11 protein-coding genes are annotated in these 15,397 nt (G+C 41.8%); 10 read left to right on the top strand and 1 reads right to left on the bottom strand.

Annotated elements, in window-relative coordinates; all coding sequences use genetic code 11:
- Positions 1 to 72: 72 nt before the first annotated feature.
- A complete protein-coding gene (hemP, locus tag ACP7AE_RS10480; protein WP_227672156.1) occupies positions 73 to 231 on the bottom strand; it encodes a hemin uptake protein HemP in 159 nt (52 codons plus the stop codon).
- 296 nt (positions 232 to 527) lie between these two features.
- Here hemP and ACP7AE_RS10475 point away from each other — a divergent pair, with 296 nt between their 5' ends.
- The 10 genes from ACP7AE_RS10475 (at position 528) to ACP7AE_RS10430 (ending at position 15,239) form a co-directional block, all read left to right on the top strand.
- On the top strand, positions 528 to 1,631 hold the full coding sequence (locus ACP7AE_RS10475) for an NUDIX domain-containing protein (protein ID WP_426242957.1): 1,104 nt from the start codon (positions 528 to 530) through the stop codon (positions 1,629 to 1,631).
- Between the two features lie 440 nt (positions 1,632 to 2,071).
- A complete protein-coding gene (locus ACP7AE_RS10470; RefSeq protein WP_426242955.1) occupies positions 2,072 to 3,316 on the top strand; it encodes a lipocalin family protein in 1,245 nt (414 codons plus the stop codon).
- Positions 3,317 to 3,655: 339 nt separating this feature from the next.
- Positions 3,656 to 5,101 (top strand): glyceraldehyde-3-phosphate dehydrogenase, encoded by a 1,446-nt coding sequence (locus ACP7AE_RS10465; RefSeq protein ID WP_201539613.1) that lies wholly within the window; start codon positions 3,656 to 3,658, stop codon positions 5,099 to 5,101.
- Positions 5,102 to 5,386: 285 nt separating this feature from the next.
- Positions 5,387 to 6,604 carry an Obg family GTPase CgtA gene (cgtA, locus tag ACP7AE_RS10460; protein ID WP_055124422.1) on the top strand — a complete coding sequence of 406 codons (1,218 nt, stop codon included), beginning with the start codon at positions 5,387 to 5,389 and terminating at the stop codon, positions 6,602 to 6,604.
- A gap of 79 nt (positions 6,605 to 6,683) precedes the next feature.
- Positions 6,684 to 7,856, top strand: a complete 1,173-nt coding sequence (gene proB, locus ACP7AE_RS10455) for a glutamate 5-kinase (RefSeq protein ID WP_201501596.1) — start codon at positions 6,684 to 6,686, stop codon at positions 7,854 to 7,856.
- A 294-nt stretch (positions 7,857 to 8,150) separates the two neighbouring features.
- On the top strand, positions 8,151 to 9,287 hold the full coding sequence (hemE, locus tag ACP7AE_RS10450; protein WP_045445031.1) for a uroporphyrinogen decarboxylase: 1,137 nt from the start codon (positions 8,151 to 8,153) through the stop codon (positions 9,285 to 9,287).
- A gap of 110 nt (positions 9,288 to 9,397) precedes the next feature.
- The gene (argC, locus tag ACP7AE_RS10445) at positions 9,398 to 10,465 is read left to right on the top strand and encodes an N-acetyl-gamma-glutamyl-phosphate reductase (RefSeq protein WP_426242952.1); all 1,068 of its coding nucleotides are present in this window, start codon (positions 9,398 to 9,400) and stop codon (positions 10,463 to 10,465) included.
- Between the two features lie 101 nt (positions 10,466 to 10,566).
- Positions 10,567 to 11,433, top strand: a complete 867-nt coding sequence (locus ACP7AE_RS10440) for a hypothetical protein (protein ID WP_426242950.1) — start codon at positions 10,567 to 10,569, stop codon at positions 11,431 to 11,433.
- A 102-nt stretch (positions 11,434 to 11,535) separates the two neighbouring features.
- Positions 11,536 to 11,943 carry an ATP-dependent Clp protease adaptor ClpS gene (locus ACP7AE_RS10435; protein WP_087814601.1) on the top strand — a complete coding sequence of 136 codons (408 nt, stop codon included), beginning with the start codon at positions 11,536 to 11,538 and terminating at the stop codon, positions 11,941 to 11,943.
- Between the two features lie 722 nt (positions 11,944 to 12,665).
- Positions 12,666 to 15,239, top strand: a complete 2,574-nt coding sequence (locus ACP7AE_RS10430) for an AAA family ATPase (RefSeq protein WP_426242948.1) — start codon at positions 12,666 to 12,668, stop codon at positions 15,237 to 15,239.
- The last annotated feature ends 158 nt before the right edge of the window (positions 15,240 to 15,397 follow it).

Raw genomic sequence — 15,397 nt, 5'->3', positions numbered from 1 at the left:
CAATTTATCTCATTTTTATCACCATTTTTAAAATGAGGACACGCCCTAATATTGATGATCAATGATATTAATCTATTTAGTCAGGATTAAGCGATTATTACGTGTCAAACGTAGTCGATACTCTTCACCCTCATGCTCGATACGCACTTCTTTAGTGAGTGCAAATAAGTGTTGTGATTGCAAAGTTGGTAAACGGTTTTCACGGCAATTCAAGTAACGAGAGATAACCATGCTCATAGTAAATTCCTTTTGATAAAAAATGGCTGAATAGTAATGGCGATACAGTAACTATCTTTAACGATAATAATTATCATTTACATTGAAGAATTTTGCAAGGTAATTGATAAAATAAAATGCAGTCATTGTGTAAACTTATCTACAGTAATTGTTGTAAATGAAATTTAAATAAATAAAAATTAGCTGATTGTTATTATAAATCAATAGTTTGGTTTTAGATCGACTTGGTTTTTTGAAGGTATAAACCAATCAAATCGCACTTTAAAAAAACAGTAATAAAGGAGACGCCGATGCCAAATGAAGCAGACAACCACGTTGGTGGCTCATATAACAGCGAAAAAGTACGTATCGTAAACGTGGCAGTTGCGGTCATTCATCATAAAGCCCAATATTTACTTGGATTTAGAAACGCCGCCCAGCATCAAGGCAATCGCTATGAATTTGTAGGTGGCAAAATAGAAATTAATGAAAACGCCGAGCAGGCGTTAATTCGGGAAGTCGCTGAAGAGACAGGCATTGAGATTTGTGACAATACGATGGTCAAGCTTGGACGTCTGCATCATGATTATGGTGATAAGCAGGTCAGTTTACAGATTTATAAGGTTGAGCTGACCGCGCAGCAGTATGAGGAGCATAAGCATCGCCAATATGGGCTAGAAGGTCAGGCGCTAACGTGGGTAAATAAGGCAGATTTATTAGCAGGAAAGTATCATTTACCCGCTGCTAACCAGACGATTCTCGAATGGTTGAGTGTGCCAACAACGATAGCAATTACCTATCCATTGACGCATTTTGATGCCTCACCTGATCCAATGGCCGCATGGCTGACTTTTCATCAAAACAAGCTAACAGCCAATGCTTGGGTATATATTCGAATAAAGGCAGCTGGCTCAGAAACTATAGCAGCGCAGTTGATGCATATGCGTCCAGATATTAAGGCGATTGTCCCTTGTGATGTCAATGGACAGACCCTAACCACTGAAGCGCCGCTAGCAATGAAAGATACAACCATTGCCAATTCAATCGTTGCCAATCAGCTGTCTCATACCGCATTGTTACAATGGTCGAAGGATACACAAGATAGAGTGCTGTCTAAAAATTATCCGTTAATAGTCAGTTGTCATGATGCCGCCAGTATTGATGCTGCCAATAAACTGGCTCATGCTCGGTTACAACAGCAATTACCGCCCGTCATTGGCGCCTTTTTGTCTCCTGTACTAGTCACCCATACACATCCTGATACTGTGCCACTTGGTTGGGAATCATGGTCAGCATTGGCACAATTGGCTGACATGCCGATTATCGGTTTGGGTGGTTTATCACCTGTGATGATTCATCAAGTATTAGAGCATGGTGGTATCAGTGTTGCTGGTATTCGACAGTTCTTTGAATAGTAAAAAACTAATAGAGGGAGTGTTGGCACCAATGCTGACCAGTTCTGAACCAGAATTGCCATTAATTGGCATCTATCAGGGCAAATAATTGATTTTTAATATATTTATCCAATCAGTAACTATGTGTTTATTCGGTATTTATTCTACTGCATAAACGCATAGTTACTTACAAACCGTTGCTTTTTCCTACATTGCGACACTGTTTTAATAGTCGAGCTGCCATTAATATATATCACCTAAACAAAGAGTACTTACTCTATATTCTTATAAGCGAATTGCTTATCAATATACCTCTTAAGCCCTCTCATAATATTTGGTTTTTGCAGCGCCAGCTTTTACATTCAATATATTTTCAAAAGTTGAAGACGCACAGAAGATGAGAGTACATATGGGGCATATAAGAAGAATAGTTAACAGTCACTATCAATAATGGTACCTCTATGAAAACCAATAAGTTACCTCAATCAGCATGGTCTGATACAAAGGAAGCTGGTTCTCAATCTAAGCAGACTACCCAGTCGCGCCACTATCATCTGAATGAGGATAGTACACGGCAGACAGGTAACGCCAGCAACGATGCTAGCTACAACCATGATAATCTAAATGACCAATATTCTACCCATTTGGCAAAAAAAACGTCTTCGCAAGATCACTATTTTGGATATAAAAGCGCCGATAAGAGCCCACTACGGGCAAAAGAGTCTGCTATGATCAACAGCAACAATAATAAAGACGGCGATTCAAAACATAGCGAAAGCAGTGATTTCGTTAGTGATTACTGTACCAAGGATAGTGGTCACTGCACTAACGATTATAAATGGTCACAAGAGTTGAGCGAAAAAGAACCGTTAATATCAGATTTTTTAGGGGATAAGATAAATGGTTCAATAAATTCTCCTGTGCAAAAAGAATCTGGACAGAACCGCCATTCAAAGCAAAATACTGATTCATCATCAACCTCTACTTACTCATCATACAAAGAAATACCGGAGCGTATATTTATGAATGGACTTATCAAGCATACGGGCATAGCCCTAGCTATTATCATACCATTAGCCGCATTTTCAGCGTATGCGGCGACGCCACCGGTCAATGCTACAGCTGATATAACTGCTAACGCCACTACGGATAGAACCACCACAGAGACGTTGTCAATTAAGCCAAATGCCATCATTCATAAGTCTGCAAGTACACCGACCACAGTGGATAGCGTTGATTTAAAAAAGTATGCAGGAACATGGTATGAGATAGGTCGTTTGCCCATGTATTTTCAGCGCAATTGTGCCAGTGATGTCACTGCTAATTATACGGAAAAAACCGACGGTTCAGGTATCATAGTCACTAATAAATGCGTACAGAAAGACGGTTCTGGTATTACTTCTGAGGGTATCGCTAAGCCTATTGATGAGTCAGGCAGTAAGTTAAAGGTCACCTTTTTACCCTCGTGGATTCGTTGGTTGCCAGTTGGTCGTGCCGACTATTGGGTACTAGCACGTGATGCTGATTACAAGACCGCTTTAGTAGGAACACCTGATAAAAAATATTTATGGTTATTGGCGCGTTCGCCAAACGTCACTCAAGAAACCTATGCCAAATATCGTCAAATCGCTCAACAGCAAGGCTATGACTTAAAAGAATTTAAGTTAACCCCGCAGACCAATCAAACGGTTAGCCTCATTCCATAATTAGTATCACTTACTAGATACTGGGTTAAATAGTAGTGGTACTTTATCATCCACTATTTGATACTGGCAATAATAAACAAAAAGGCAGCATAATTGGCTGCCTTTATTTTCATAATAACCTGCACAACTCAATAAAATGCTTTATAAGCGCTAGCAGATCGGTTATCACTGGCAAAATAGGCCGTTTTAGGCTAAAATCTAGGCGATCTCAATACTCTACATCAATAACTGACACCGATATCGTGCGGTTGCCATACTAGAGTGATTGCGTAGACCACACATAATCTATCTAATCTGTATTCTCTATCATTTACTGATCACACATTACTGACCATAAGGATGTTTCTCGTGAGCAACGCTGATACCTTACGCCAATTACATCAAGACCACTTAAGCAACTACAACAATCAAGAGCAACAAGCGATTGAGCTGATGGGGCTATTGAATAAGCTCTATAATGAGCAAGACGTACAAGTGACCTTGTTCGGTGACACGTTAAATACGACGTCAGTTGGTCAAATATTGGCATTGCATCAAAAAGTAGCCTTGCGTAACCAAGACGCTAAATCTATTGATATCGCTGACACTTTAGCCATGGTTAAAGCGCTAGCGGCTAATGATAAGCTTCAGTCTGCACAGGTTGATGTTGGTCAATTAATCGCTAATGACAGTGATTTACAAGCAGCACTTCAAGCAGTTAATGTTGATGACACTACGGTTAATCCGGCGACTGATGTCGTGCTATACGGTTTTGGTCGTATTGGTCGTATTTTAACTCGCCTGCTATTATCACAAGCGTCAAGTGCTAAAGGTATGCAGTTAAAAGCCATCGTCGTACGTCCTGCGGCATCTGGCGATTTGGCCAAGCGCGCCTCATTGCTAGAGCGTGATTCGATCCATGGTAGCTTTGCTGGTGGCGTGGTGGTTGATGATGAAAACAACGGCTTGATTATCAATGGTCGCTTTGTTCAGGTCATCTACGCTAAAGATCCAAGCGAGATTGATTATACGGCTTACGGTATCAATGATGCGTTAGTGATTGACAACACGGGTATCTGGAAAGATGAAGCGGGTCTTGGTAAGCACTTGCAATCGACTGGTGTGAAAAAAGTCCTATTAACAGCCCCAGCTGGCGGTGAGATTAAAAACGTTGTTTATGGTGTGAATAACGAAACAGTCGGTGAAGATACCATCGTCAGTGCGGCGAGCTGTACCACCAACGCAATCACCCCAACGTTAAAAGTATTGAACGATGAATACGGTATCGAAAACGGTCACGTTGAAACGATTCACTCATTCACTAACGATCAAAACTTGATTGATAATTATCATAAAGCGGATCGCCGTGGTCGTAGTGCTGTATTGAATATGGTTATTACCAGTACGGGTGCTGCTAAAGCGGTTGGTAAAGCATTGCCAGAGCTTAGTGGTAAACTAACGGGTAATGCCATCCGTGTACCAACGCCAAACGTCAGCTTAGCGATTTTAAACTTGAATCTTAAAACAGCACCAGAAAATGCTGATGCATTAAACGAGTTTATGCGTAAAGTATCTAATAGCAGTCAGTGGCAAACACAAATTGCTTATACAGATTCTACCGAAGCGGTATCGACGGATTTTGTTGGTGATACCCATGTAGGTATCGTTGATGCCCAAGCGACTATTTTGACCGACAATCATGCCATTGTTTATATCTGGTATGACAATGAAGTTGGCTATAGTACGCAAGTATTACGTTTAGCCACACAAATGGCAGGCATCAGTTATACACAGATTCCAGCTTAATACATTTGTACAGCAGTAGTGAGTTTTTAATATTGAGGTACTCTTTATAAGAAAGTACTTTAATAGTCACTTTTAGCATGGACAAATAGATGTGATTTTTTAAGTTAATATATACCGCACCCGATAGTCCAATTGGTTATCGGGTGTTATTGTCATAAATAAAGCAATGATATATAGCAACATAGACGTAAGTCTCCTATTTTTTAAAAGATACCTATAGGCAAAAGAAGCAGTATATGACTGCTATTGAGTCTATAAACTAGAGTGTAAATAAAGGAACGTAAGATGCGATTTATTGATGAAGCCGTCGTAACGGTAAAAGCAGGTGACGGTGGTAACGGAATCGCCAGTTTTCGCCGAGAAAAGTATGTCCCACGTGGTGGACCTGATGGTGGAGATGGTGGCAAGGGCGGAGATATTTACGTCATTGCAGAGGATAACACCAACACCCTAGTGGACTATCGTTATACCCGTCGTCACGATGCTATGCGAGCAGAGAATGGCCACAGTAGAAACTGTTCAGGCAAGGGCTCTGATGATTTGTTTTTACCAGTACCTATCGGTACCACGGTAGTTGATACTGAAACTGACGAAGTGTTGGGTGACTTGATTGAACTTGGTCAGACGTTACTGATTGCCAAAGGTGGTGATGGTGGTTTGGGCAATACCCATTTTAAGAGCTCTACCAACCAAGCACCGCGTAAGTCGACGTCTGGTTTTGAAGGTGAGTTAAAAGTTCTTAAATTTGAGCTAAAAGTTGTGGCTGATGTTGGCTTGATTGGTTTGCCTAATGCTGGTAAATCTACCTTTATTCGTCAAGTCTCTGCTGCTAGACCAAAAGTTGCTGACTATCCGTTTACCACCCTCGTTCCGAATCTAGGTGTGGTTGATATCGGTCGTCATCGCTCATTTGTGATGGCAGATATTCCAGGTTTGATCGAAGGTGCTTCAGAAGGTGCTGGACTTGGCATTCGTTTCTTAAAACATGTGGCTCGTACTCGTCGTCTGTTACATGTGGTTGATGTAAAGCCAATTGATGGCAGCGATCCGGTAGCCAACGCTCGTGTTATCTTGAATGAACTTGAGCGTTTTTCGCCTGAGTTATCCAACTTGCCCCAGATTTTGATATTAAACAAAATTGATCAGGTGCCTGATGAAGAGTTAGATGAGCTTTGTACTCATATTGTCGCCGAGCTTGATTGGACAGGCGATGTATTTCGCACGTCAACCTTAATGGGTGAAGGGACTGATGCAGTTAAATATCATTTAATGAATGAGATTGAACTAGAGCGTGAGCGTGAACTAGAAGATCCTATCTTCGCTGAAGCACAAAGAACCCGTTTTGAGCGCTTAGAAGTAGAAGTACGTCTAAACACTGAGGCGCAGCGTGAAGCCTATCGTGCGGCCCGCAAAGCGGCTCGTGAAGGTGTAGATTTAAGCGACGACGATGCTGATTTTGACGATGACGACGAAGATGGTGTCGAGGTCATTTATGTTCCTTAAGCTAACACGCTTGAGCTGATATACTTGAATTTTTTAGATCAATCCCCGTAATCAATTCACATGAGAGACAGGAGTTTATATGGCAGGTGACATAGAAAACACGACCGAAGAAGCAAGGTTTATTAAACAAACTCGCAACTTTGATATTCAGCGCGTTATTGTCAAGATTGGCTCATCGTTGTTAACCAATAACGGTCGAGGGCTGGATCGAACTGCCATATACGAGTGGGCAAAGCAGATCGCTAAATTGCACAAGCAAGGCGTCGAAGTACTGCTAGTATCGTCAGGTGCCGTTGCTGAAGGTGTGGTACGAATGAACCTTGAGGAGCGCCCGAAGAAATTAGCAGCACTACAGGCCTGTGCTTCTATTGGTCAAATGGGTTTGATTGAAACGTGGTGGTCAGCATTAATCCAACATGGTATTCAAAGCTCGCAGCTGCTACTAACACATGATGATTTGTCTAATCGTAGCCGTTATCTCAATACGACGGGCGCGTTGACACAATTATTAGAATGGCGCGTGCTCCCAGTGATTAATGAAAACGACACTATTACCATTGATGAAATTAAATTTGGTGATAATGATACTTTGGGCGCGATGGCAGCGGCGATGGTCAATGCCGATTTATATATCATTTTAACCGATCAAGAGGGGGTGTTTACGGACAACCCACGTGACAATCCTAATGCAAAAATGATTCGCCAAGAGCGTGCGATGGCGGATTACTTATTTGATATTGCAGGAGATGGTGGCAAGCTTGGTCGCGGCGGTATGCTGACCAAAATTCGTGCTGGTCGTCTCGCTGCAATGGGTGGCTGTCCAACCGTTATCGTGAGCGGTGCTATCGATGATGTTATCACTCGTGTGGTATCAGGCGAAGCGGTCGGTACTTTGTTGACCACCAATGATCAAGACAAAATCATTGCACGTAAACAATGGCTTGCCGCACATTTACGTATGTCAGGCACTCTAATAGTCGATGCAGGCGCAGCAAAAGCAGTAGTCGAGCATCACAAGAGCTTGCTACCGGTCGGCGTCGTAGAAGTACGCGGTGATTTCGATGAAGGTGACGTGGTTGAGGTGGTGCATCAAGATACGGGCGAGCGTTTAGCGGTTGGACAAGTGAACTTCTCCTCTCGTGATGCTTGCCGAGTGGCTCGTGAGCGTACTGAGCAGTTTGATAGAATTCTTGGTAATAATGAAGAGCGTGTGGTCATGGTACACCGTGATAATTTAGCGCTGACCATGTAGACCATTGATGGTATTCATCCGATTTCAAATATGAGCACGATATTATTGATTAAAGACTAACGGCAAATGACGCTCTAAAAAATACAAATACTTTTAATGATTATTATTCTTATGATTTTTAACACGAGGGATATTAACCAATAAATTGTTATTAACTAATGCCTCATTATTTGTGGTTTTTTTAGCATAGGTTGTCGCTATCTAAACGTTTTAATATTCTTTTATTCAACTTATTTTATCCAGCACCGTATTCATTGATAATCATGAATGCGGTGTTGTTTTGGAGATTTGTACATGAGTGCTTCAGACAATAGTAACTCGATCCAGCAAGAATTTGCGCCTTTAAAGAACGACAGATTGTTACGGGCATTACGCTTTGAATCAATAGACACCACGCCAGTCTGGATGATGCGTCAAGCTGGTCGTTATTTACCAGAATATAAGGCCACTCGTGCAGAAGCGGGCGACTTTATGAGTCTGTGCAAAGATACGGACCGCGCTACTGAAGTCACTTTACAGCCACTACGCCGTTATGATTTAGATGCTGCTATCTTATTTAGCGATATTTTGACCATACCTGACGCTATGGGTCTAGGCTTATACTTTGAGGCGGGCGAAGGCCCTAAGTTTAAACATCCTATTCGTACGCAAGCAGACTTAGATAGATTGCCAGTACTTGAACCCAATGATTCTCTTGATTATGTCATGCGTGCGGTGACGAGCATCCGCAAAGCACTAAATGGTCAAGTGCCTTTATTTGGTTTCTCTGGTAGTCCATGGACATTGGCCACCTACATGATTGAAGGCGGCAGCTCAAAAGACTATCGTTATACTAAAGGATTTTTGTATAGCAACCCTGATTTCTTGCATCAATTATTAGATAAATTAGCCACTTCGGTCATTGATTATCTAGATGCACAAGTGGTCGCTGGTGCTCAAATTTTACAGATTTTTGATAGTTGGGGCGGGGCGCTTGGCCATCGTCAGTTTATTGATTTTTCTCATGCTTATAATAAGCGTATCGTCGCTGAATTAAAAGTACGCCATCCGCAGATACCAGTGGTATTATTTACCAAAGGTGGTGGGTTATGGTTGGATGTGCAAGCAGATAGTCAAGCCGATGTTTTAGGGTTAGATTGGACGATGCCCATTGATCGTGCACGCCAAGTATTGGCTGAAAGTCAGCGTCAATTGACCAAACAGCATAAAAAACTACAGAGTAGTAAAGCCATTCAAGGTAACTTGGATCCAGCAACATTGTATGGTTCACCTGCCACGATTCGTGCTGAAGTAAATGCAATGCTTGATAGTGCTTATGCAAGCGGCGAAAAGACGGGTTATATAGCAAACTTAGGTCATGGTATTACGCAGTGGGTCAATCCTGACAATGCCAAAGTATTTATCGATGCGGTGCACGATTATAAAATCTAAAGCCGCTAGAATCTAAAAATGACAAAGTTCAGGTATATAAGCGATCTTTCTATCTAAGATTTGTTTAACAAATACTGATATTTACCAAGTAAAAGAAAAAGGAATATCTTATGATTTCAGCAGCGATTGTTGGTGGTACAGGTTATACGGGTATTGAGCTGATTCGCTTGTTATCTGCGCATCCTGAAGTATCTATTGATTTGCTAACCTCGCGTAGCGAAGCTGGTACACGAGCTGATGAGATATTTCCAAGCTTACGCGGTATATCAGATATTGTTTTTAGCGACTTGGGCGACGAGACGCTTGCAACGCTGCAAAAGTGTGATGTGGTCTTTTTTGCCACCCCACATGGCGTAGCGATGAAGCAAGCAGAAGCGCTAACGCAAGCCGGTGTGAAAGTCATTGATTTGGCTGCTGATTTTCGTTTGCAGTCACTGTCCGATTTTGAACACTGGTATCAGCAGTCGCATGCTTGTCCTGAGCTACTAAAGACAGCTGTTTATGGTTTACCTGAAGTGAATCGCGATAAACTTGCCACTGCTTTAGTCGTCGGTAATCCTGGTTGTTATCCGACCACTGCTATTTTGGGTTTGAAACCAATAATCGATATGCAAAATAAGCAAGCAGAGAGATTGGTGGAATCACGCATCATTATCGATGCAAAGTCTGGTGTTTCTGGCGCTGGTCGCCAAGCTTCACTTGCGCTTAATTATGCTGAAACTACTGATAACTTTAAAGCTTATAGCGTTGAAGGACATCGTCACCTGCCCGAGATTGAGCAAGGCGTGGCACAGTTATTAGACAGCCAGTTCACCCATCGCATTCGTTTTTTACCGCACCTTGTGCCGATGATACGTGGCATGCTGAGCTCTATTCATCTTGAGCTGACGGATGCGGGTGCTGCTATTGATTGGCAGCAGATATTTGAAACATGCTATGAATCAGAAGCGTTTATTGATGTCATGCCAAAAGGTATTTATCCAGATACCCGTAGTGTCCGCGCCAGCAACCGTTTACGCATTGCTGTGCATCAAGACAATGAACGTGCAGAATTGACAGTGATTGTCGTACAAGACAATTTGGTAAAAGGCGCTGCAGGACAAGCGGTACAAAACATGAATGTCATGTTCGGATTCGATGAAACAATGGGTCTAAACTTTGCACCTATTGTTCCGTAGCAGATGTTTAGCTGTGGTCAAATCATTCACATTTATGGTGCTAGGTATTGATTATAAATTCCGCTATAATATTGTCATTACTGTTAAGAGATATTGTCTAAATGCGTGTCAAGCTTGTACGACGCTTTTGCTCACAGCCCGCACCTTCATCGTGCAAAGACTCTGATTTGTATCATTTAGAGCGTAGTCCGCATTCTCTTAAAACCAATGCTAGTTCAGTAACTAAGGTAGGTGGTACCCAACAAGGGGCATCCACATTGGTGTTGGCTCTCTTTGTCGTGGTCATATTGGTGACTGCCATTGTTGGATTGATATTCGGTCATAAATTAGGATATCAGCGTGGCTTTCATTCTATGCAAACTGAAACCAAGCAAGCGATGATCAATAGCACTGAGGCAACAGAAGCGCTTGAAGATTTACGTCTTAGTCATAAAATAGCGGCCAATCAAGCGGCTACTGCTAAGCAGGAGCTGGCGATTAGCTTGGCTAACATCAAAGAGTTGCGTGAAAACCAGCAAGAACTAACGGTTGAGAATAGACAAGTCTCTCAACTGAATGAATTATATGCTGATGTCCTTCGTGACAAAGGCGGCATGCCTTTACAAGTAATAGCAGCAAAGATTGAGCCGTTACCTGAAAATGCCTTCGAATATGGTTTCGATATAGGCATGCTTGCTAGCGATGGCAAAGCCAAACGCCTAAAGCCAACGTTGACGTTGCTCAATGACGATGATTTTGTAGAGGTGCCGCTAGATCCTCCAGTTTATACTATTGACGGTATCGTTCGTATTCGTGGTCGTTTCATGATGCCATCAGGCTTTAAACCGTTACAAGTCAAGCTTAGCTTGCAAGCTGGCGGGCAACAAGTGGAGCAGCTCTATGATTGGAAGCTTGGCGAGCGAGTTGATAATATGCCGCTATCACTTTTAGATTTACCTGAAGTCGACGAAAGTCCGATTGAGCCTTAATCTATTCATATTTAAGAGCGCTATAATAAGCATTGCATTTGCCAACCTCTGTTAGCGCTCTTTATTCTGTTATAAATATAACCATTAATTTGTATGCCAATTATGATAAAACAAACCCTATTGCAAGCGTTGCCAACTGTTGCTGATTGGCACTTTCCAACTATACCTGCTCATCGTGCACAAGATGGTGATACGGACGGCGAAACCTCGCCACAAGCAGATGTACTGGTTGCAGAGCCAGAAGTGGCTAAGCCGCCTATGTATGCCGTCGTTATGTATAATGATAATTATACGCCGATGGAGTTCGTCGTTTATATTTTACAGTCTGAATTTCGTCATAGTATGGATTCGGCAGTCGAAGTTATGCTAACGATTCATAACAGTAGCAAAGGCATTGCTGGTATCTATCCGAAAGATATCGCTGAGACCAAAGCCAAAAAAGTAAACAGTCTGGCACATCGTGAAGGCTATCCATTATTGACCCAGATTGAGCCACATCAAGGCGAATAAGAAAATAGCGTAAATATGAATTTAAAGTTTTATCTTGTTTTCGTGTTTTTATCTTATTATTTCCAATGGTTTTATTGTTTATAAACCCTGTAAAGCTCTAAAAACCGCTCATTGTGAGCTTGATAGGTACTCTGTATCCAAGCAGTCACTCATAAATTCCTTATTATAAAAATTTCCTAACCTTGATTTTTCTTTAATATACCCTTATCTATATTAAGTCATCACATCAAACAGCTGTCTAAATTTTATAGAAATGATTGCTGCACTCGTATCATTTTCTAGTCATCCTATTAACTTGAATTTTTCTATAATTTAATCAGCTGATGGCTTAAAAAAGTCATTTGTATCTTTCATTCTCTCATTTATTATTCTATTACCGATTTCTCCTTTATTTGCTCAGCTTTTGAAGCTTTCATGCTATTTCGTTACTATAAATATTGATGCGCAGTACGCCTTGATACATTTTAGTCTGTGTTAATAGATTGACTCTTCTTAAGTATCGTGTTGAGATAAAGAAAAGCAAGTATGAGTGATCAAAACGCTTAATTGGTGACAAGTAGATAGAACTGCTATTTGAGTAATACATGGTCAATATCATTTAGCGCTGTCTTTTGATAATACAGATTTAGCCCTTGAACAATCCATCTGTCGCCCTGATTTACTTACTAACTCATTCATAAAGCTATCAATTATAAAGATAGGTATAACCGTAGGAAGTCGTTATGTTAAGTCGTCATCTTGAAGTTTCTTTGCGTTTAGCAATGACACTTGCGCGCCAAAAATCGCATGAGTACCTCACTGTTGAGCATCTATTATTGGCGTTATTAGAGAATACTCACGCTGCCAATACATTAACTGCCTGTAATGCCAATGTTTCAACGCTGCGTACCGAGTTAGAAGCTTATATCAATAAGCATACGCCAACGGTAGACGCAGACACCGAGCAGTCACCGCAGCCAACCCAAAGCTTTGATCGTATTCTGCAGCGTGCTATTTTCCATGTGCAATCTATTGGTGGTGGTCGCCTTGTTGAAGGCTCAGATATTTTAGTATCTATGTTTTCAGAGCACGATACTTATGCCGTTTATTTGCTCAAAAAGCAGGGTATTAGTCGTCTTGAGTTGACCCAATACTTATCGCATGGTCAAGATAAAGACGAGCCATCTGAGCCACGTGCTTCTATGACGGGTGAACGCCGTAGTGCCTCAGAAAAAACCAGTAAAGATCCCTTGGTTGAGTTTGCGACTAACCTAAACCAGCGTGCGGCTGAAGGTAAGACGGATCCATTAATTGGACGTGGCCCTGAAATTGAGCGCGCCGCGCAAGTATTATGTCGTCGCCGTAAAAATAACCCGTTATTGGTTGGTGAGCCTGGTGTTGGTAAGACCTCTATCGCTGAAGGTTTGGCGTGGTTGATTATTAATGATAAAGCACCGAAACCATTGAATGGCTGTGTGATTTATAGCCTTGATATTGGCTCATTAATCGCTGGTACTAAATACCGTGGTGATTTCGAAAAACGCATGAAGTCACTGCTTGATGCGCTAAAGAAAAAGCCCAATGCAATCTTGTTTATTGATGAGATTCATATGATTATTGGCGCAGGGTCGTCAATGAGTAGCAATATGGACGTATCAAACTTGATTAAGCCAGCACTTGCTAATGGTGAGCTGCGCTGTATCGGCTCAACTACCTTTACCGAATACCGTCAAGTGTTTGAAAAAGACCATGCACTGTCACGTCGTTTTCAGAAGATTGATGTCAAAGAGCCGAGTGTCGACGATACAATTGATATTTTACGCGGTCTGAAGCCTCGTTATGAAGAATTTCATAACGTCGAATATACCGATGAAGCGTTGGTCACCGCCGTTCAGTTATCTGCTAAGCATATTCACGAGCGTTTTTTACCAGATAAAGCGATTGATGTGATTGACGAAGCAGGCGCCTATAAGCGTTTAGGCGTGATTCCTGATGCTGATGATATTGATGCAGAAGAAAGCTTCATTGCGGATATAGAGCAAGATTTTGATGCACAGATCGATGCTGATACCGAGGGTCTCGATGGTGACACGTATAGTGATAGTGAAATGCAGAATGAAGCAGAAACTGCAAAAGCCAATGATCGTGCCAAATCGTTCAGTGAGTCAAAAAGTGCCAAGGCTAAGAAAAAACCACCGATGAAAATCGATGTGGCAGATATTGAGGCGATTGTTGCCAAGCTTGCACGTATCCCCCCCAAGTCAGTATCGAGTGATGATAAGAGTATTCTTCAGCACTTAGATCGTGATCTTAAGCATTTAGTGTTTGGTCAAGATGAGGCAATTGAAACCTTAGCCGATGCCATTAAGCTATCGCGTGCCGGTCTCAAAGCACCAGATAAACCAATTGGTTCCTTCATGTTCGCCGGTCCTACTGGGGTGGGTAAAACCGAAGTTTCACGTCAATTGGCAAATTTGTTAGGCGTAGAACTGGTTCGTTTTGATATGTCAGAATATATGGAAGCCCACACCGCATCGCGTTTGATTGGTGCGCCTCCTGGCTATGTCGGTTATGACCAAGGTGGTCTATTGACTGAAAAAATCAATCAACATCCACATTGTGTGTTATTGCTTGATGAGATTGAAAAAGCGCACCCTGATGTCTTCAACTTGTTATTGCAAGTCATGGATCATGGTACGTTGACTGATAACAATGGTCGTGTGGCTATTTTTAAGCAAGTCATTGTGATTATGACGACCAACGTTGGTGCTGATAGTATTAGCCGCTCTTCAATGGGCTTTACTCAGCAAGACCATAGCCGTGATAATACGGAGTCGCTCAAACGTGTCTTTACGCCAGAGTTCCGTAACCGTTTAGATGCCATCATCCAATTTAACCCATTAGATACCTCCGTGGTGGTATCTGTGGTTGACAAATTCTTGGTTGAGCTACAAGTCCAGCTTGATGATAAACAAGTCACCTTAGAGATTGATGACGAAGTACGCGATTACTTGGCTCACAAAGGCTATGATCGCCTAATGGGTGCACGCCCAATGCAGCGTCTGATTCAAGATGAGATCAAAAAGTCATTGGCAAGTATGATTTTGTTTGGTGATTTGGTCAATGGTGGGGTAGTACATCTTACCTTAGAGCCTGAAGCTAATGATGAGCAAGATGGTGATTCTGTTAAGCTTGATAAGTACAGTGGTAAGACGGATTATAAATCTACAGATAAAGGATCAGCAGATAGTCGTATTATCTTGACGGTCGTTGAGACTCATGAGCCACATCCAGACTCTGAGTCACTCGCCAGCTAAGTTTTGCTACTAATGTAATAACAACGGTTACCATGTTACTGTGGTAGCCGTTTTTTTATTGCTATAATTCATAACAAAACCAACGTATGAAATCACTAGATCTCATGTGCGAGATTGGTTCACGCCCCCCATTCAATATTTATCTAATCGATAACAAA

It is taken from the genome of Psychrobacter sp. TWP2-1-2 (genome assembly GCF_049896785.1).
Taxonomy (GTDB): domain Bacteria; phylum Pseudomonadota; class Gammaproteobacteria; order Pseudomonadales; family Moraxellaceae; genus Psychrobacter.
Note: the sequence above shows the minus strand (reverse complement) of the source record. Positions and strands in the feature narration are given on the sequence as shown.